This is a genomic window from Fluviicola taffensis DSM 16823 (genome assembly GCF_000194605.1).
Taxonomy (GTDB): Bacteria; Bacteroidota; Bacteroidia; order Flavobacteriales_D; family Crocinitomicaceae; genus Fluviicola; species Fluviicola taffensis.
Genome location: NC_015321.1, coordinates 3,563,033 through 3,582,008 on the forward strand (window position 1 = coordinate 3,563,033; position 18,976 = coordinate 3,582,008).

General features: G+C 35.1%; 20 protein-coding genes. 5 read left to right on the plus strand and 15 right to left on the minus strand.

Annotated features, from left to right (window positions below):
* Positions 1 to 2: 2 nt before the first annotated feature.
* Together FLUTA_RS15525 and FLUTA_RS15530 are read left to right on the plus strand one after the other, a co-directional pair.
* Positions 3 to 989, plus strand: coding sequence for a PorP/SprF family type IX secretion system membrane protein (locus FLUTA_RS15525; protein WP_013687848.1), 987 nt, complete (start codon positions 3 to 5; stop codon positions 987 to 989).
* Between the two features lie 14 nt (positions 990 to 1,003).
* Positions 1,004 to 3,088 carry an OmpA family protein gene (locus FLUTA_RS15530; protein ID WP_013687849.1) on the plus strand — a complete coding sequence of 695 codons (2,085 nt, stop codon included), beginning with the start codon at positions 1,004 to 1,006 and terminating at the stop codon, positions 3,086 to 3,088.
* Positions 3,089 to 3,153: 65 nt separating this feature from the next.
* On the opposite strand, the gene FLUTA_RS15535 is transcribed toward FLUTA_RS15530, so the two are convergent.
* Entirely contained in the window at positions 3,154 to 3,468 is a 315-nt protein-coding gene (locus tag FLUTA_RS15535; protein ID WP_013687850.1) for a rhodanese-like domain-containing protein, read from the minus strand.
* A gap of 118 nt (positions 3,469 to 3,586) precedes the next feature.
* On the minus strand, positions 3,587 to 5,632 hold the full coding sequence (locus FLUTA_RS15540; protein WP_013687851.1) for an OmpA family protein: 2,046 nt from the start codon (positions 5,630 to 5,632) through the stop codon (positions 3,587 to 3,589).
* A gap of 246 nt (positions 5,633 to 5,878) precedes the next feature.
* Between FLUTA_RS15540 and FLUTA_RS15545 the strand changes: the two genes are divergently transcribed.
* Positions 5,879 to 6,379, plus strand: coding sequence for a hypothetical protein (locus FLUTA_RS15545; RefSeq protein WP_013687852.1), 501 nt, complete (start codon positions 5,879 to 5,881; stop codon positions 6,377 to 6,379).
* Between the two features lie 25 nt (positions 6,380 to 6,404).
* On the opposite strand, the gene FLUTA_RS15550 is transcribed toward FLUTA_RS15545, so the two are convergent.
* The 8 genes from FLUTA_RS15550 to FLUTA_RS15590 form a co-directional block, all read right to left on the minus strand.
* The gene (locus FLUTA_RS15550) at positions 6,405 to 7,046 is read right to left on the minus strand and encodes an O-methyltransferase (protein WP_013687853.1); all 642 of its coding nucleotides are present in this window, start codon (positions 7,044 to 7,046) and stop codon (positions 6,405 to 6,407) included.
* A 3-nt stretch (positions 7,047 to 7,049) separates the two neighbouring features.
* Positions 7,050 to 7,505 carry a DUF1569 domain-containing protein gene (locus FLUTA_RS15555; RefSeq protein ID WP_013687854.1) on the minus strand — a complete coding sequence of 152 codons (456 nt, stop codon included), beginning with the start codon at positions 7,503 to 7,505 and terminating at the stop codon, positions 7,050 to 7,052.
* 3 nt (positions 7,506 to 7,508) lie between these two features.
* Entirely contained in the window at positions 7,509 to 8,366 is an 858-nt protein-coding gene (locus tag FLUTA_RS15560) for a hypothetical protein (protein ID WP_013687855.1), read from the minus strand.
* An 89-nt stretch (positions 8,367 to 8,455) separates the two neighbouring features.
* Positions 8,456 to 8,791 (minus strand): 7(1) septoil knot domain-containing protein, encoded by a 336-nt coding sequence (locus tag FLUTA_RS15565; RefSeq protein ID WP_013687856.1) that lies wholly within the window; start codon positions 8,789 to 8,791, stop codon positions 8,456 to 8,458.
* Between the two features lie 56 nt (positions 8,792 to 8,847).
* Positions 8,848 to 10,380: a carbon-nitrogen hydrolase family protein gene (locus tag FLUTA_RS15570; protein ID WP_013687857.1), complete on the minus strand. Its 1,533-nt coding sequence runs from the start codon at positions 10,378 to 10,380 to the stop codon at positions 8,848 to 8,850.
* Between the two features lie 208 nt (positions 10,381 to 10,588).
* Complete coding sequence (locus FLUTA_RS20945) at positions 10,589 to 11,005, minus strand: protein-export chaperone SecB (RefSeq protein ID WP_013687858.1); 417 nt, start codon at positions 11,003 to 11,005, stop codon at positions 10,589 to 10,591.
* 327 nt (positions 11,006 to 11,332) lie between these two features.
* Positions 11,333 to 11,908: a hypothetical protein gene (locus FLUTA_RS15585; protein ID WP_043023877.1), complete on the minus strand. Its 576-nt coding sequence runs from the start codon at positions 11,906 to 11,908 to the stop codon at positions 11,333 to 11,335.
* A 108-nt stretch (positions 11,909 to 12,016) separates the two neighbouring features.
* Positions 12,017 to 13,054: a RelA/SpoT domain-containing protein gene (locus FLUTA_RS15590; protein ID WP_013687861.1), complete on the minus strand. Its 1,038-nt coding sequence runs from the start codon at positions 13,052 to 13,054 to the stop codon at positions 12,017 to 12,019.
* 157 nt (positions 13,055 to 13,211) lie between these two features.
* On the opposite strand from FLUTA_RS15590, the gene FLUTA_RS15595 reads away from it, so the two are divergent.
* Entirely contained in the window at positions 13,212 to 13,742 is a 531-nt protein-coding gene (locus tag FLUTA_RS15595; protein ID WP_013687862.1) for an RNA polymerase sigma factor, read from the plus strand.
* Between the two features lie 3 nt (positions 13,743 to 13,745).
* Positions 13,746 to 14,693: an anti-sigma factor gene (locus FLUTA_RS15600; RefSeq protein ID WP_013687863.1), complete on the plus strand. Its 948-nt coding sequence runs from the start codon at positions 13,746 to 13,748 to the stop codon at positions 14,691 to 14,693.
* Positions 14,694 to 14,708: 15 nt separating this feature from the next.
* Here FLUTA_RS15600 and FLUTA_RS15605 read toward each other — a convergent pair whose 3' ends face one another.
* From FLUTA_RS15605 to FLUTA_RS15625, 5 genes are all read right to left on the minus strand, one after another.
* Positions 14,709 to 15,434, minus strand: coding sequence for a sulfite exporter TauE/SafE family protein (locus tag FLUTA_RS15605; protein ID WP_013687864.1), 726 nt, complete (start codon positions 15,432 to 15,434; stop codon positions 14,709 to 14,711).
* Positions 15,434 to 15,859, minus strand: coding sequence for a FixH family protein (locus FLUTA_RS15610; RefSeq protein ID WP_013687865.1), 426 nt, complete (start codon positions 15,857 to 15,859; stop codon positions 15,434 to 15,436). Before FLUTA_RS15610 ends, FLUTA_RS15605 begins: the two co-directional genes overlap by 1 nt.
* Positions 15,860 to 15,948: 89 nt before the next feature.
* Positions 15,949 to 17,337, minus strand: a complete 1,389-nt coding sequence (gene ccoG, locus FLUTA_RS15615; protein ID WP_013687866.1) for a cytochrome c oxidase accessory protein CcoG — start codon at positions 17,335 to 17,337, stop codon at positions 15,949 to 15,951.
* Positions 17,338 to 17,385: 48 nt separating this feature from the next.
* On the minus strand, positions 17,386 to 18,774 hold the full coding sequence (locus FLUTA_RS20950; RefSeq protein ID WP_013687867.1) for a c-type cytochrome: 1,389 nt from the start codon (positions 18,772 to 18,774) through the stop codon (positions 17,386 to 17,388).
* On the minus strand, positions 18,771 to 18,968 hold the full coding sequence (locus FLUTA_RS15625; RefSeq protein ID WP_013687868.1) for a CcoQ/FixQ family Cbb3-type cytochrome c oxidase assembly chaperone: 198 nt from the start codon (positions 18,966 to 18,968) through the stop codon (positions 18,771 to 18,773). The genes FLUTA_RS20950 and FLUTA_RS15625 overlap by 4 nt, the downstream gene beginning before the upstream one ends.
* Between the last annotated feature and the right edge of the window lie 8 nt (positions 18,969 to 18,976).

Sequence of the window (18,976 nt, forward strand, 5' to 3'; positions counted from 1 at the left end):
CCATGAAAATTAGAATTTGTTTGTTTGCCATTTTCTTGAGTGGTTTGTCTTATAGTCAGGATGCGCATTTATCTATGTATGATGCAGCTCCTTTGTTTTTAAACCCTGCATTGACAGGAGTTGTAGATGGTGATTTCCGCGTTCATGGTCAATACCGTACTCAGTGGAAATCGGTTAATTTCAAACCGTATACATCGGCATTGATTAGCTTTGATATGCCTATAAAAAAATGGGGATTTGGAGTTCAGATTAATAATTTCAGAGCTGGTGCAGGAAATTTCAATGTATTACAAGGTTTATTGTCAGCCGCTTATTATATTCCTTTGAACAAGAATAAAACGCATATTTTAAACTTTGGACTTCAGGGCGGAGTGACTCAAAAATCATTGGAGTATCAGTTGTTGTCATTCAATAATCAATATACGTTGAATAATGGAGGTCAATTTGATCAAACAATTGTATCGAATGAAAATTTTGGAGCACAGTCGAAGTTCATTCCCATGTTGAATGCGAGCGCTTTATACTATTATTCAAAAGCTCAATCGCGATTAAATCCGTTTATTGGAGTTTCCGTTTTCAATTTAACGCAACCCAATGAGTCTTTCTTTGGAAGAGAATCGAAGCTTCCATTGCGAATGTATACACACATTGGAACTCGAATTAACATTACAGAATTGTTTTATGTGATTCCAAAGGTGTTAATTATGAATCAAAAGAAGTTTCATGAACAAACGTATGCTATTGAAGCTGGATATTTCTTAAAAGGTAGTGGCGCATATGTTTTAGCGGGTGTTATTGTTAGAGCTAAAGATGCTATGATTGCAACACTTGGAGTTCGAAAAGATCAATTCATTGTTAAATTAGCTTATGACTTCAATATTTCTTCTTTGACAGCAACTTCAAAAAGTAAAGGTGGATTTGAACTTTCATTTACGTATGTTCACAAGAAGAAAAAACCAATTGATTACAAAGTCTGTCCACGATTATAACTCACATTCCAAACATGAAATCTAAAATCGCTTGTTTGTTGTTTTTAGTGATATCTTCGATGTCACTTGCACAATCAAAAAGAATATATATATACAAAGGCAATGAGTATTTCAATAAATTGGATTATGCAAATGCTGTTGAACAATATAAGTTGGCATTATCGGATTCTGTTGCTTTGGCAACGATGATTTATCCATATGAAACTCAAACGACCAATCAAAAGCTTTCAAAAACGAAAGTTGTTGTAGATAGTACTCTTCGGGTTACTATGGAGCAATATTTACACCATCATGTAGCTTGGTGTTATTATCGACTGCATGATTATCCGAATGCCGAAAAACATTTAAAAAACACAGTTGCGGAGAAAGCATATCCTGATGATAGCTATTATTTAGCTCAGAGCTATATGAATAATAATAAGTATGATGAGGCTATCACTCAATTTGAGGATTATATTCGTTCTTCTGGAGCTGATGATGAATTATTACACGCCGCTCAAGTAGCTATGACTGGGTGTTATTTAGCGAAAGAAGAAATTGGAAAAACTAGAGAAATCAGTGTTCGCTTAGCAGATACAAGCGTTTTTAATAAGGGAACTGCAAGTTTTGCTACGATGTATTTTGATAAAGATCAAAAGTTATTGTTTACATCAGCAAGAGAAGGCGGTGTAATTCTAAACGAAAAGCAGCAATCTGAGTATTTATGTGATTTGTATTGGGTTTCTTTGAATGAAGATAGCACATGGTCGGCACCAACAAACTTTGGTCGCCCATTGAATAGTGCTCAAAATGATGGAGCTGCATCTTTCAATAATAATAACGTGATTTTTTATACACGATGGAGTGAGGAGAAGCGAAAAGAACAAAATATTTATTTGGCCCGCATGGTAAATATGAAATTCTTCGAAGCTTATAAATTAGATTCTGTGGTTAATTATCCTGGATATCGAAGTATTCAACCTTACGTTTCTATGGATGGAAGAACGTTGTATTTTTCTTCGAATCGCCCAGGAGGCTTGGGAGGAATGGATATTTGGAAAATTGCCATTGATTCTGCTGGAAATACAATCGGTCAAGCTGAAAATTTAGGTGCCTTGATTAATTCAGACCAAGATGAAGTAACACCTTTCTTTCACGAAGTTTCTTCCACACTTTTCTTTTCATCTAATGGACATGGGAGTATGGGAGGATTGGATATCTTTAAAGCTTTGTACGACAGAGAAACTAGTGCTTTTAGTGTTCCGATGAATTTAGGAATGCCCATCAATTCGAATAGAGATGATGCCTATATGATGTGGGATTCGCGCTTGTCAAAAGGATTTTTCTCCAGTGATAGAGAACCTTGTAAAGGAGGAAGTTGTTACGACATCTATGAAGTGGTGAATGAGCCAATTCATATTTACTTAAGCGGTTATTCATACAACAAGGAAACAGAAGAGATTCTTCCAAATGTGAAGCTAAGCTTCAAAGATATTCGCGGTGCTTTTCCATCGTATACCATTGTAACTGATTCTAATGGATTTTATGAGAAAGAATTGACTTATGGAGTAGAACTTTTTATCAAAGGTCAAAAAATTAATTATTTCGCAGATGCAACGAGTGTCAATACGAATTCAATTACACAGACGACAAGTATTACTAGAGATTTTTACTTGAGACCGATTCCACAAGATGAAATTGAAATTGAAGGAATTGAATACGATTTTAACTCAGATAAATTAAGACCAGCTTCAGAAGCAGTATTGGATAAATTATTGGAATTCTTGGAATTGAATAACAACATTGTTGTAGAGATTAATTCTCATACAGATGCCCGTGGTAAAGATATTTACAATTTGGATTTATCACAAAGAAGGGCGAAATCGTGTGTTGATTACTTGGTTTCAAAAGGAATTACACCTGAACGCTTGATAGCAAAAGGTTATGGAGAAACCCAACCAAATCAATTGTATGGTCCCGATAAAAAACCTGTTTTGGATGCGGAAGGAAAACCCGTATTGTTGACCGAAGCGTATATCGATACTTTTAAAGTGAAAGCTGAACGCGAGGTTTTACATCAAAAGAACAGAAGAACTTCGTTTAAGGTAATTAACCAATAATTGAAAATTGATAAGGAGATCAGCTAAGATCTTTTCAATTATCCATTTTCGATTAGTTTGAATTCTCACGGGCATTGGTAATTTACCCAGGAGATTCCGTTTTTAAAGATCGTAGTGTGTTCCTTTTCAGCATTCATATAAGAAGTTGCTTGTTGTGCGCTTTTTCCGGTTTCACATATGAAAATAACGGTATCGTATTTTAATAATTCAGATTTGTGTTTTTCCAGTTCGGGTAGGGGAATATTTACACCTATGCAAGCATGTCCTTGTCTCCAAATACTTTCAGTGCGTACATCAACCACAAGTGTTTTTCCATTGGTAGTTTTCTGATTACAAGCGAATAGAGTAGAAAAGAGTATCAAGAATATTGAGTGTTTCATAAAAGACAATTGAAGTGGGGAATTATCACTTATCAATGACAAAATTATCAAGGAAATCCTAAGAAAGAAGATGATTCCCTTGATAATTAATAATTACGTCATTTCTAATTTTAGAAAATCACATTCCCTGAATCAAGAAATCAGTTCTACGATTCTTCGCTTTATTTTCTGGTGTATCATTTTCAACTTTCGGTTTCGTTTCACCATAACCTTTCGCTTCTAATCGATCCGATTCAATGCCTTGAGATTGCAAATAAGCTTTTACACCTTTCGCACGACGATCAGAAAGATCTAAATTTTTCGCATCGTCACCATCGCTATCCGTATGTCCTTGAACCATTATTTTCACTGTAGGATTGGATTTTAAGAAACGAGCGAACTCACGAAGAATGAATTTTGATTTAGTAGAAAGAAAATCAGAGTTGTAGTCATACAAAATGTCATTGATTGTATAAGCTTCTCCAACTTTGAGTTCTTTCACCTCTAAATTATTATTCACACGATTCTCTTTTTTGACAATTTCCTCTTTCGTAATTAATTTAGAATCGAAAGCTGCTCCATCTTTTTTCACAGAAACCATGATGTCTTGAGGTTTTTCGGTCTTCACAACCACTGCATATTTTCCATCATTTCCGTTTACTCGAACTTGTTCTACTTTATCTGAACTCTCGTAAGCAACTTCAATGATAGCATTTTCAATAGGTTTACCCGTTGGATCTTTTAGATCTCCTTTGATGATTGTTACCGCTTTTGGACGAGCTTCTTCGTACAAATCAAACCCGTAAATATCCCAGTTTCCTTGCTGTTGGGATGAATAATAAGCCAATTTACCATCTGTAGAAACAAAAATTCCAATTTCGTCTTCTGCTGTATTGATTGGGTAACCAATATTTTTCGGTTTACTCCAAACTCCATTTTCCTCACGCATGTAGAAAATATCCAAACCACCAGCACCTTTTCGATCATCTGATACGGTTGAAACAAAATACAAGGTTTCACTATCTTGATGTAAAAAGGGGCTCTTGTCTTTTCCAGCAGTGTTTATCTCATCAAATGGTCTGGGCGAACCCCAAGTTCCATCTGGATTTCTCTTTACGACAAAAACATCGTTATCTTTTGTTGTTCTGCGATTGGCTGTATAGAATAAGGTATTTCCATCCGCTGACATAGAAGGCTGAGCTTCCCAACCGTCTGGTGTATTAATTTTTGGACCTAAATTGACTAATTCAGACCATTGATAATCAGAAGGATTGGGACCTGTTTTTTGATAAGTTGTTGAGTATAAATCACAATTCATGTATGCCTGGCCATTTACTTCAGCTCTTTTGCAGGCACAAATAATCATTTCTTTGTTATCGACAGACATCGTTGCGCCACCGTAACTTTGAAAAGATCCATTATTGAATGGTTTTGGAAATGCTTTTCCTCCATCAAATGAAATACCTTCGTCCATGTGATTGGAATAGGTGTAAACCTCTTGCACATTCGAAACAAGGTCACCCAAATTTTTCACATCCTGCTTGCGTGTATAGAACATCAGTAAGTTGTCGGGAGAAATCATTGGGAAGTATTCATCATTTCCTGTCGAAACATTTTGAACTTTCTTCGGGTTGAAAGGAACTTGTTTGCTAGCCATTTCAGAATCTTCTTTCTGATTGACCAATAATTTTTTTACGTCCGTAAGTTGTTTGGCATAGTTTGTTCCATAACGTGAATTATCGGTGTTTTTGAAATCCACAAATTTCTGAAACCACTTATTTGCTTCCTCTTTTTGATCTTGGGTATAATTGATTACTCCTAAATAATAGAAAATATCAGAATGGTAATCTGGGCACAATTCAGCTGCTTTTACTAGTAATTGTTCTGCTTTTACCCAACTTCTGTCACCTTGTGCGGGGTTTGCAACCGTTTCATAGGCTTTTTTACCAGATTCGTACGCATACATTCCGAATTCGAAATAAGCACCCGCATTATCAGGAGCCTCTTCAATAGCTTTGGCAAAATTCTCAGCGGCAGTTTTTGGATCACCAGCATTTTGTCCTGCGAAGATATATTTTTGGGCTTTTTTAGATGGTGCTAAACAAGATGGATCTTCCTCTTGTGCGTAAAATGATTGGATGGAAATAAGAGATATTCCAGTAATTAACAAGTAGTTTTTCCACATAAGCTTTTAAAATACACAGTTCAATGGGCAATAATTATGCCCAACTATCTATATCGTAATTTGACCGAAAAGGTTACTGTTTTTATGAAGAAAGTTCAAAAGATTCAGAGATTCAACCTACAAAACTAACCACTAAAAACGAATCATTGAACTTTGGCACAATTTTCTCTTACAAATGTATCTTAAGATTTATATTTGAATGGATTCAAAAGCATTTGATTAATTTAAGAGCATAAAATATAACCAATGACAACAAAAATTCTAGTTTACAGTTTATCGTTTTTATTTACAAGCATTTTGTTTTCTTCCGAACTAAATGCTCAAACCAATTGTAATGAGGAAAAAGTAGGGAAGTCGTATTTTTCCATTTGTTCAAAGAATATTGTTACTGAAAAAAAGAAATTGTTTTTGACAACGAAAGCAATTCCAAAACGGATTGAAGCCAAAAACACCTTTAAAATTGTTCATTATTATGTTGCAGACAGAAAAAAAGTTGAAACAGATGAAGTTTTCTTAGAATACAGTAAGTTTTTAAATAATTTGGAAACGCATACTTTTTTTCTGAATGGAAAGGAATTTACAGGAGTCTTAAAAATTGCTCTTCCATTTAAAAATGAAGGAAAAGAAGTGAGGTATGATGGATACGACTTGTTGACTTATGAATTTAAAGAAGGAAAATTTGTTTCTAAAAACAAAGCAATTGATGTAGAATTAGAGAAAGAAAAACCAGTTGTTCGTCCCACTTAAAATGGAGTAATTAGGAAAAAAGGATTCATTTTTTTCTAGCAATCATCACCCCATCTCGTATTGGAAGCAAGATGTTCTCCACACGGGAATCATTTTGAATCAAATCGTTAAAATCTTTCAATAACTGAGTGTCTTTGTCAATTTTTCCTTCTGTTTGAATGACTTTCCCCGACCACAATACATTGTCTGACAAGATGTATCCGCCTGATTTTACTTTGTTGAAAACCAAATTGTAGTAATTGATGTAGTTCATTTTGTCCGCATCAATAAATACCAAATCAAATTGCTCTTCTAGGTGTGGAATTTCCTCCATGGCGTTACAAATGCGGTAATCTATTTTAGATGCGTAATCACTTTCTTCGATGTAAGAACGAACAAAGTCTTCCAATTGCGCATTGATATCTAGTGTAATTATTTTTCCGTTTTCTGTCAAGCCTTCTGCCATGCACAATGCGGAATAACCGGTGTAAGTTCCAATCTCCAAAATGCGTTCCGGACGAATCATTTTAGACAATAAACTCAACAAACGACCTTGAAAATGACCGCTCAACATACGAGGTTGCAGTACATTCACATGTGTATCTCTATTCAGTTTTGCCAATAATTCAGATTCTGCTGACGTATGTACACAACAGTAATCATCCAATGCTTGATCAATGAATTCCATAATCTAAACGCCAAATTGTTGTAAGTGATGATCTAAATGTTTGTACATTCCCAATCCCCATTGTTCTTTCGTAATTTTCCCGAAAAATGAGTGAGGTGCATCTGTACATTTATCCATTCCAGCTTCTTGGAACGCTACTAAATGATCTATTAACTCTTTTTTTGCTTTTTCAAAGTCAGAAGTAGTCGTTATGATAAAATCCTTATGTGTCGGACCATTTTTAGGAATCGGTTTGTCGTTGTAGAAAGATTCTTTCATCATACTTCCTAAGATATAACTCAGAAAAATGCGTTTCAATTCCTTTTCTCCACGAGCTACTTTCATGGTTTCACTACAATGATCCAGCATTTGAGAGACATTCATTTTTCCCCAAAGTGGAGTTTTATCTGCTTGTAGTTGATTGATTCGATCGATACTTATTTGCAAAGCTTGTTTCGAAAAGAGCGTTTTTCTGATCATAAATTAACCTTTAATGTATTCCCAATCTTTAATTTCATTAAACTTTGAGTAATCCGCTTTTGTTTTCGGATGCCACAAAGTTGATTCTGGCGAAACTGTTGGAACTTCGTCTAAAAGTAAATCTTTTCTGATATATATTTGATTCATTCCCAAATCATTTGCACCAATTAAACGATATCCCTTCTTTTCAGCGAGATTATTCATAGCAATAACACTTGCTCCGTGGTAAATTGGATGTTTTCCTGGATACATGTAGTTCGAATCGTAGGGAACAACAATGTTTTCTAATCCAAATTCGGTATGTGTTTCAATCACGACTACTTTTGGCTGAACGACCGTTAAAGCATCCCAAACCCAATAATCGTTTCCGTCAATGTCGATAGAAAGAAGTTCAATTTCGCCCGATAAACCTGCGTTTTCAATTAATTGATTAATGTTCTCGCTCTTAATAATTGCTTGAACATATTTCGGTTTTGGATGATAAGGCGTTGGAGTTTTTGAATAGAATTTCTCTCCGCGCCGAATCAATTTGAGATCTCCTTCAAAAAACAATCCAGACCAACCGAAGTGAATGGCTAAATTGCTGCAATTGCTGTTTATTCCATCGTTCGAACCGATTTCAATGAAGGTTTTTCTTCCTTCGCCCATCAATGAAAAGAGGAAAAGCAACAAACCATCTTCCTCAAATTGTGAGAAAACTTTAAATCCAGTTGTGTTGAAAGCGGGAACTTGCTTGTTCGCCTGAGCAACCTGATAATGCAGCATCAACGCACGCTGCTGAATTCCAACTGAAGGATGCAATTTATCGCGGTGTATGCGTTTGCTGAAATAATATTTAATGAGGTTTTTTAACCAAGACATAGTGCGAATTTAGTAAATTGGATTTTAAGACCTCAAGATTTTAAGATATTAGGACTTTAAATCTTGTCCTAACATCCTAATGTCCTAAATTAATACATCAACTGCTTCTTACTACTATTTCTCCAGCCTGCTTGACTTTCGTATTCCACGAAGAAAATTTTCAAATCCGCTTGGCTTTCATAATCGACGAAGAAAATGGTCTTTTTTGCTTGACTTTCATAATCTACAAAAAACCATTTTCCATCATTTTCTCCAGCTTGAGAAGAGTATTTTACTTTGTAAACTTTTAAATCTGCTTGAGATTCGTATTGAACTACGAAGACTCTTACATCCGCTTGAGATGAATAGTTTACAGAGTAAACTTGTTGCGAATAAAGGGTATTTGAGGTTAAAAAGAGAACGAGTACTATAAATAGGTTTTTCATTGTTTTCATTTTAGTTCGGATTTACACAAATCTAATACCATTTTTTTGATTCCTAATTATTCCTTCCGTTTGCGTTTCTTCAAATCGTAAATGTCTGTTCTACGATCTTTCAGGTTTCGTACCGAACCGTATTGATTGAGCTCACGCAACAAGGTAATGTCTACATCTGCAATCAAAATCATTTCTGCATTTGGAGTTGCTTCGGCCTTAATTCCGTTTGAAGGAAAGGCAAAATCACAGGGTGTAAAAACCATGGATTGTGCATATTGAATATCCATGTTGTGTACATTCGGTAAGTTTCCAACACTTCCAGCAATGGCAACATAACACTCATTTTCAATTGCCCGTGCCTGTGCACAATGACGAACACGAGAGTATCCGTTTTGAGTATCTGTTAGGAAAGGAACAAACAAAATATCCATTCCTTCAGTAGCTAATAAACGACTTAGTTCTGGGAATTCGACATCGTAACAGATTAAAATACCAATCTTTCCACAATCGGTATCGAAGACTTGGAGGTTATTTCCGCCTTCCATTCCCCAGATTTTGGCTTCATCTGGGGTGACATGAATTTTCTCGAAACGTTCTATTCTTCCATCACGGTGACATAAATATCCCACATTGAAAAGTCGGTCGTTTTGAATTTCGGGCATACTTCCCGTAATGATATTGATGTTGTAACTGATTGCTAGCTTGGAAAATTGTTGTACAATTTCTTGCGTATATTGAGCTAATTCGCGAATAGCTTGGGGTTCCGATAAATGGTTATTTTCAGCCATCAATGGAGCATTGAAAAATTCCGGAAATAATGCAAAGTCGGAACGATACCCCGAAACTGCATCGACGAAATATTCTGCTTGTTGCATCAATTCTTCTAAGTTGGAGTAGGGTCGCATTTGCCATTGAATTAAACCTAAACGAACGACAGTTTTTATGGCACTTGGAGCTTCGTTTTTTACCTCATAGTATAAGTTATCCCATTCCAATAGGACGGCGTAATCTTTGGAGTCGGGATCACCTTCCAGGTAATTTTTTAAAATTTTAGAAGGGTGAAAATCGTTCGACATTTGAAAATCGAGCACTGGATCGTGAACCTCTTTGCGTTTTACTTTTTCAATGTATTCTTTTGGGGACATTTCCTCCGCGTAACGATGATAGTTGGGTATTCGCCCGCCAAAAGCAATGCCCTTGAGATTCAATTTTTCGCACAATTCTTTGCGGTAATCGTATAAACGTCTGCCTAGGCGCAAACCACGGAATTCTTTTTTGATAAATACATCAATTCCGTAAAGCACATTTCCATCTGGTCTATGCGTTTTGAAGGTGTAATCACCAGTGATTTGGCGGTAAGTGTGCAAATGCTCATATTTGGAGGAATCCACAATAATACAAAGTGCTACTCCAGCAATTTGACCGTTTACTTTAATGGCAACTTGTCCGTCTGGAAACTGATTTATAAGGGTTTCGATCTGATTTCTGTTCCAAAAAGGATTGGATAAACCCGTGTAGGATTCCACCATGGCCTCTTTCAATGCTTCGTAGTCTGATATACTTAAATAGGTGAGTTCAATATTGTCAACAATGTCCATTAATTTGTGTTTTTTATGAAGATACCAAAAATCAAAGATAGTGGATGGATGTTGGGTGAAATATCAATTTTTAAAGGGACTTTAAAATGAACTGTAAACTCACTAATAAATTTTAGTTTGATTGAGATCATCTAATTTTGATTCTAAAAGTGAGTTTATACTATTTACGCAACTTCAAATTCGTAACAAATATTTAAGTGCAATAATATCAGGACTCCGTCTGATTATCTATATCAACTAGACCTTTGATAAGTTCATCTTTAAAACCTGAAAGATTCATAGTAGGTAATGTAATAGTATCGAATCCTGACAAAGCTGTTACGGAGGAAATAAATGATCTCACATATGGAAAAACAATTGCAGGTCCATTTAGAGAAAGAAAACTTAAAAGATGGTCTTCACTTTCTGTTTCAAAATGAAATATGCCAATACAAAACATTTTCAATTTGAAGTCGTTCTCATTATCAATCAATTCAATATCCATATTAATATGAAATTGATTTTTAGATCTACTAATCACAGCCTTTGGCTTAATCTTTACTGGATTGTCAGATTTTTCATAGTGCCCCTTCTCGAATAGGAATCTAGGCACGATAAAATCTATAAAATTTAATTCTGACTTCATTTGTCAAATGTAATAATTAATTGTAACGATAATGATTTATAGAAAAGAAAAAGGACCCTCTTGGAGGGTCCTTTTATTAGTATCAATAGTCGGTCTAACCGACTTTCTTTCAATTTCATCGAAAAACTCGAAATGGGTAAACCACGTCGAATCAAAATCTAAACATTGATGATCAACTAACAAATGACTTAAAATTGAAAATGATTCTACTTCATAGTGATCAAACTCACTCATGAGAGCATCAAGTTCATTATAATCAACCTTGTTCAAGAATTCATCATTCTTTTTTAAAGATTCTATCATTTCAGAAGTGTACATAACTCTAATTTAATGTATAATTTCCTTTTTTGCAAATTTCATGCTACTTTTCTCAATAATGCATAAAATCCAAAGTGGTGACAAATATGTGAAATATTTTTCTCCAGATGCAAATATAATCTTTTCTTTTATTTTAGAATTCTTTTCATCATCTGGATAGTTTTCATCAGCTCTCAAGTAATTAAAAGGGAAATATACATTATCCTTATTTTTCATTTCTTTAAAAAATTCAATCCATACAGAAATTGACCATTTTTTTGATTCTGGACGTTTTTCAATATACATCTCTCTAAGTTCATTGAAAAACGCTAAATCTCGTCTGTTTCCAAAATCTAACAGAATGTTTTTAGGTATTTCTAAATCTTTAAACTGAATAATATTATACTTCCCATTACAATGTCTACTTCCCCAATCGTGTGCTGCAGTGATATTCTCTTCCCAAAAATAATATCCTTCACCTAAAAATGGAATAATAAACCCTTTACCATTTGTTCTTTTGCGTTTATTTGATTTAAATGGTGCATTGAATTCAACATATGCTTTTTGAGCGAATCTACATGTATGTTGATAATCAAATACTAACATTTTTTGTTTTGAATAATTAGATGGATGCGAATCTAACAAAGATTATTAACTTAACAATAAAATGTATATAATATGAGCTAAAATTGAGGGATAGCCCTGCATATACAGTTATTTAATAATAATCTGGCGAGATTTTTTTTGACATTCTTCGCATTGAAATACAAAATCACTACCTGAAAATTTCTTAAAACATGTTATACATGTTTTGTCTTTTTTTGAAAAGACATGAGTAAATGAATTGGTTATAAATGTGTCATTATTAATAATTGCTATATCATTCAAAACACTTTTATTGGAAGCAATTAAATGATCAATACTAGATCCAAGTTCTTTTTTTAATTTTTTGTCAATTTCAAGAGTTTCTATTTTTGATTTTAGGTCATCTATTATTTGTTCACGTTCCTTGAGTTCTTCCTCAAATTTTCGTTCCTTATTTTGGAGTTCTGATTGTAAGAATTTAATGTAGGTACCCATTTCATCAGCATTGCCAGCTAATCTATTGAACATTAATAAGTATTCTTTTAAAATAGGATTTTCTAGATCATATGGATATCGAATAGTGTGGTCTATTTCACTCCAAGCCTCTTCAAAGATTGTTCTAATTTGTAATTCGGCTACAAATGACTGTTTTGTAGGACTTGATTCTAAGATATAATGAACCGAACGATATCCATATTTGTGTTCCTTTATTTCATATTTTTTGTCTTGATAAATTTTTATTAGTTCCTCAGAATCACCATTTCTTACATTCGCAGTGGGCGTTTCCTTTGTCTTCCATGTGCTAATTATGTATGAATCGATATAATTCCAATCATCTTTAAATAGATGAAGAGCCCTTACACCAATTATATCACTTATTTCAGATACATAATTTTCAATAGTGAAAACACGTTTTTTGTCTTCTAATTTCTTCCGAATAATTTTTTCTATTAAATGTTCGGATTCTTTTATTCTATATCTTACAGAGTGAACACTTTTTACCTTTAATAATCTTTCTGCAATGTCCCTTGCTGTTGGTTCAAAGTCATGACGAATACTATCAAAATGGTTATAAATAGCTTCCAATTCGGGCCAAATAGCTCCAGACTTTTTAAATTCAGAATCTGATATATTATATTTTTCAAGAAATTCTTTTTTTGCAATCATCCAGTGAATTTAATAGGGTTCTATTAGTACAAAAATGTTTAATTATTCTAGATTACTAAACTACTGTTTTTTCAGTTCCAAAATTCTCTCGTAATTCATAATTATTGAATAATTGTTTACCTTTTCACTTTCCCAACATTCAATTGAAAATACCTCCATGATTGGATCCGTAAATATGCAACAAGAATTAAAACAACTCTATCGGAAATGGCCAGATATTCGACGTTATCTGAAGACTTTGGGCTGCGATTCAGTGAGTGGGGAAGATATTTTTCAGGAAGCCTTGCTTATTTATGTTCGAAAACGTGAATCTTCGGAATTTGAATTGACTGTTGAACCGTTTTTTTATGTGCGAAATACCTGTAAATTATTGTGGTACAATCAAGCGCGGAAGGAGCAAAAGCACATTTCTACCGAATTGCCCGAAAATATAGAAGCCGCTGAAGATGGATGGTTCGAGAAAGAATTGAAAATCCGTGAAGTGGAATCAACGCTTATGAAATTAGGAGCTCAGTGCCAGGAATTATTACAGTTGTTTTACGGATTGGGATGGAACATGGTAGATATTGCCAAAAAGATTGGCTTGCGGAACGATAAGGTTGCAAAAGCTCAGAAATACCGATGCTTACAGAAAGCAAAGGAATTAATACAGGAACAAGAATTACACGTTGAACCAATGAAAGCATAAGACATGGAAACAAATTGGAATCAACTCATAGAACGCTACTTGCAAAATGAACTTTCGGAAGAAGGAAGAATTGCTTTTGAACAAGAATTACAAGTAAATCCAGAACTCAGAGAAGAATTGGAAATGCACGAACTTATTCAATCTGCCGCTAAACGTGCTTCACAGCGTGTATTGGTAAATCAAGTTGGGAAAAGCTATCTGCGGAATTTAAGAATCAAACAAGTTGCAATCGGAGTACTTGTAACAGCTGCTGTGGCTACAGGAATTATTTATGCGCTTCAAAATAAGAAATCGCCTTCAAATGAACCAACGAAAACACTAGCTGTAGTAGAAATGGAAGAAGCTTCGGAAGAAATTGTTTTTCCGAAAGATACATTCGTAGAAAATCAACCAAACCAAACTGGAGACAAAAGTTCTCTTATTCAATCTTCTGATTGGCACGTGGTAGATAAAACGAATAAAAGAAGCACGATTTCAGTGACTTCTGTAAAAAGAAAGAGCGAACCGAGTGCTTTGAAACAGGAATCTAAAAATAGCTCGGTTACTCGTCGCGCGGACTCAGTTCCCCATAAAGTAGATTATTCAAAACAGGTTTCGAAAGAAAATTCGTTTGCTCAAGTGATCGAAAAAGAACCAATTTCTATTCCAGTAGATAAAAGTGCTTCGTGGGTTGATCAGTACGATTCCGTTGGTCGCTTCAATGAGTTGTATTGTGGATACGCGTTGGTTATGAACGATGCGAAAATTGGATTTGTAGATCGAAAAGGAAAGCTTTTCATCCCGCTAATTTATGATCAAATTGTTGTAACAGTCAATATTCAATCGTCTAAAAACAAGAATAAACGGAATAAGAAAAAGGTTCTCTATATTCCGAAACGTTCAGGAAGTGAAGTGAAGTATTGTGATGAAGATATTCATCCGATATTTAAAACAGAATCGAGTGATAACTAAAGTAGGAATGAATAACTATTTTTTAGCTCTATGACATTCAATCACAATCGTTTTTTGATCTCCAGCTTTCGTTTGTTGTTCCATTTTTGGACTTAAAACAGGAATTCCCAAATTCACTCCGCGAAGAATAACGAGTAATCCAATTAAGGAGAGGATGTAGGGAAATGCAACCGTTAATTTGTTTCGGAATGTTTGGGTAATGCGTTGCGCAAAGAATCCAACACCGAGAAGAGCTGGAAGTGTTCCAAATCCAAAAGCAGCCATGGAAACGGCGCTCCCAAGTGGATTTTTAGCCAATAATGCATTCGCAAGTGCTAGAAAAATCATTCCGCACGGTAACAAACCGTTTAAAAGCCCAATTCCAAATAGCTTGGAAGCGCCTTTTTGCTGGAGTAGAAGTGCCATTTTTTTAGAAATCCACTGTTGTAGATTGGACGAACGAAATTCAATTTGTTTTAGCCAATGTTTTCTCCATGCAATTGCAATTAACCCAATCCCGAAAAGAATACTGAGTAACTGAAAAATGCGAAAGAGTTGGAGTGAAAACCCAATTGATCCAACGATAAATCCAAGGAAGATGTAGGTAATGATTCTCCCTAGATTTGCTGCCAATAATCCGATTAGAATACTGCTTTTCGAGCTCCTGTTTAGAGGTAAGGCAAGCGCAATTGGTCCGCACATTCCGATGCAGTGAAATGAACCAGCGAGCCCCAATAAAAACGAGCCAATTAGAAAAACCATTATTGAATAACTACTTGTTGAGACATTTCGTAAGGTTTTCCTTTAATTTGCCCATTGATAGTGCATGTAAAAACGCCTTTTGGAAAAGATTTTGTAGGTATAATCACTTTTTTCAAAGGAATGGTAGATAGTGTAAAATCACTTTTTTGGTCATTCGGACGTTGTAGTTCAATAGAAACAGTATTTGTTTGAAATTCCGCTGGAAAGTGAATCAATAAACTGTCTTCTTTGCTCTGAAACTCAATTTTCCCACGCACAGAAGCATAGTTTTTCTGCGCTTTTAACTGATCTTCATAATTGATTTCCCTTTTGTAGTAATCTTCATGAACCAAATCAATCTTTTGACGCATCATAATTGTTACCATCGTTACGATAAATCCGATGAAGAGCGCCATTCCGATAATTATTCCTTTTCCCCAATTCATATCTTTAATTAATTACGAATGCCGAATTACGAATTCCAAAATGAAGATTTGTTCGTTCTATTCAGATTCCTTATTCTTTTAACTTTTTTTTAAAAACTCGGTCCAATAAGTTTAATTTTCACCCGATCGATTTCTTTTCCATTTCCAAGTATGATAACATCCATTTTCTGCGTTCCTTTTTCAATAACCGAATACGGAAAACGTGCTAAAAATCGTTCTCGAATGTGTTTTTCTCCAGGTAATTCGAGTGTTTTATTTGCTAGTTCCAATTGAACACGAGGATCTGTGGAAATTAGTTTTACTTCAAAATGCTCTTTTGTTTTATTGGTCAAATCGACTTCGAAAATGTTACTAATGTCATTGTTTTGAGTGATTTGAAAGGTAGATCCTCTTTGGCGTAAAATAGTTGTTGAGAAATCTTCTCTCATTACGAGCATCGTAATCCAAACGCCAATTAGAACTGCCAAAAGAACGGTATAAGAAACAACTCTTCGGGTCCACTGAAAACGCGTTCTATTTTTGATTCCGTTTTCGGATACAAATCGAATCAATCCTTTTTCCAATCCTACGCCATCCATCATCGTATCGCAAGCGTCAATACAAGCAGTGCAATTCACACATTCTAGTTGAGTTCCATTGCGAATGTCTATTCCAGTAGGACACACATGAACGCATTGTGCACAATCAATACAATCTCCTTTTTTTACTGCTTCTCGATCTTCTCCTTTACGGAATTTCCCACGATCTTCTCCACGCACATAATCGTAAGCCACAACCATGGAGTTTTGATCGAGTAGTACACCTTGTAAACGCCCGTAAGGACAAATGGTGGTGCAAACTTGCTCTCTCAATCGTGCAAAAACAAAATAGAAAATAGTGGTAAAAATTCCCATAGAGAACAGTCCTCCAATGTGTAATTGAACAGGTTCTGTAATGATTTTGAGTAAAGTTGTACTTCCAATGATGTAAGCCAGGAAAACATTCGCAATGATAAAAGAGATAATCCAAAAAATACTGTGCTTCAGAATCCGTTTTCCCCATTTTTGTGCATTCCAAGGCGCTTTATCCAATGCTTTTTGCTGAGTCCAGTCACCATCAATCCAATATTCGATTTGTCGGAAAACGAATTCCATGAAAATCGTTTGTGGACAGAACCATCCGCAGAATAACCGCCCGTAAATTATGGTGAATAGAATTACGAAGACTATAAAAATAATCAACATGATGGCGAATAAATACAAATCCTGTGGCCAAAATGTAGCTCCGAACAGTGAGAATTTTCGTTCAATAATATTGATCTCAATGAGCTGGTCTCCATTGATTTTGATAAAGGGAGCAGTTAGTAAGAAAAGGAGTAGGGAGTAACTCAACCATTTCCGACGATTGGTGAATTTTCCCTTCGGTTTTTTAGGGTAAACCCAAACGCGTTTTCCAGCTTCGTTGACAGTTGCAATGCGATCTCTAAATTCTTCTTCCATGATTTTTGTTCTAAAGAAAATGCCTGCCCAAAGGCAGACATTTCTTCGTTATTTTTTCAGATATTCTGTTCCTTGAGGCTCTTTGCCTGGTTTGTATTTCAGACTTAAGACATAAGACGCAACTTCTTGCAGCTGAACTGGATTTAATTTAGAAGCATGTTCAGGCATTCCGTTCGTAGTTCCATTTTTAATCGTTCCAAAAACTGTTTTTATATCGTTTCCATAAAGCCAGAAGTTATCTGTTAAGTTCGGGCCAATATCTCCACTACCATCTTTGTGACAAACAGTACAATTGGCTTCAAATAGTTGTTTTCCAGAATTTAAAGCCGCTTGTTCGGTAAGAAGCGTTACGTTGCTTTCATCTACATTCATGGCAGCATCTTTCAAATAAGCATCTATTTCTACTTTTGCTTTCGCCATTGTACGATTGTATTCTGTTGTTTGAGAATCGCCATTGAAAACGTGGTAATACGTGAAATAAGCGAATGCGAATATGATCGTCATGTAGAATCCCCAAACCCACCACGGAGGTAAGTTGTTGTCCAATTCACGAATTCCATCGTATTCATGATCCATTAGAATGGAGCTTTCTTCTTCAATTGGAACCACATCAACCAAAATTTTGGTAACACGACTTTGTTTTGGTTTTACGGCTTTCACTTTACGTGGATAAACCATGTAAAAGAAGTTGTTGAACAAACCTCTCAAGTAAAGAACAACAAGTAAAAGCACGAAGTTGATGCTGAAAAGGATGAATAAATCTACCTTTTCTACTAACAACCACGGGTATTCCATTTCCGCTAAATTTGTCTTGTCAGGAGTTCTCATCCCATAAGAGATACTTGGAGTTAACAGAGCACCAACTGTGATTAGAAGAACCAGTATTTTGGTTAGATTCTCCTGTTCTTTCAATTTTCGTTTGAAAACATCTGATTTCACAAAAGTGAGAATGGAAGTACTCATCAAAATGATTGCAAAGAGTAGAATAATCATTAAAACAAGTAAAGCGTAGAAAATCGTAAGATTTCCTTTGTAATCAGGAAGCAACTCTGGACTATCTTGTTTCGACGGATCTGCAATGTTAGGAGGTGTTTCCACTTTTACATATCCGTCAATATACTCTAATATTTGATCAATTTCTTCATTACTTGCTTGTTGTGGTGCCATTTCAGATCCCGAAAAATCTTTAATTGCTAAAGCCATTTTACTTTTTCCACTCGCAATTAGGTTTTTAGAATTTTTCACCCAATCGTATAGCATTTCAGACTCTCCAGCATCTGCCCATTTTGCTTTTACACCTTTAAGAAGTGGACCAGTAGAGTTTTTATCTACCGCATGACATGTATTACATTTGGCTTTAAATAAGGCCTCACCTTGACTGTAAACTGTTGATCCAACAAACAGCGCAGCTATCAGTATTAGTTGACTGATTTTCATGGTACTTCATTTTGAATGGTTGATACTTCGTTATTCAAAGGAATGTTGCTCAATTCATCGATAGTCGATTTTTTCATTCGCGCGATTCGGATGAGCACAATTAAGAAAACGAGGGTGAAAACCAACAAGGAAAAAATTCCGTAAAATTCTACACCTGCTTCTGTTGCTAAATGATGTTTAATAAATCGTAACATAATCGTCC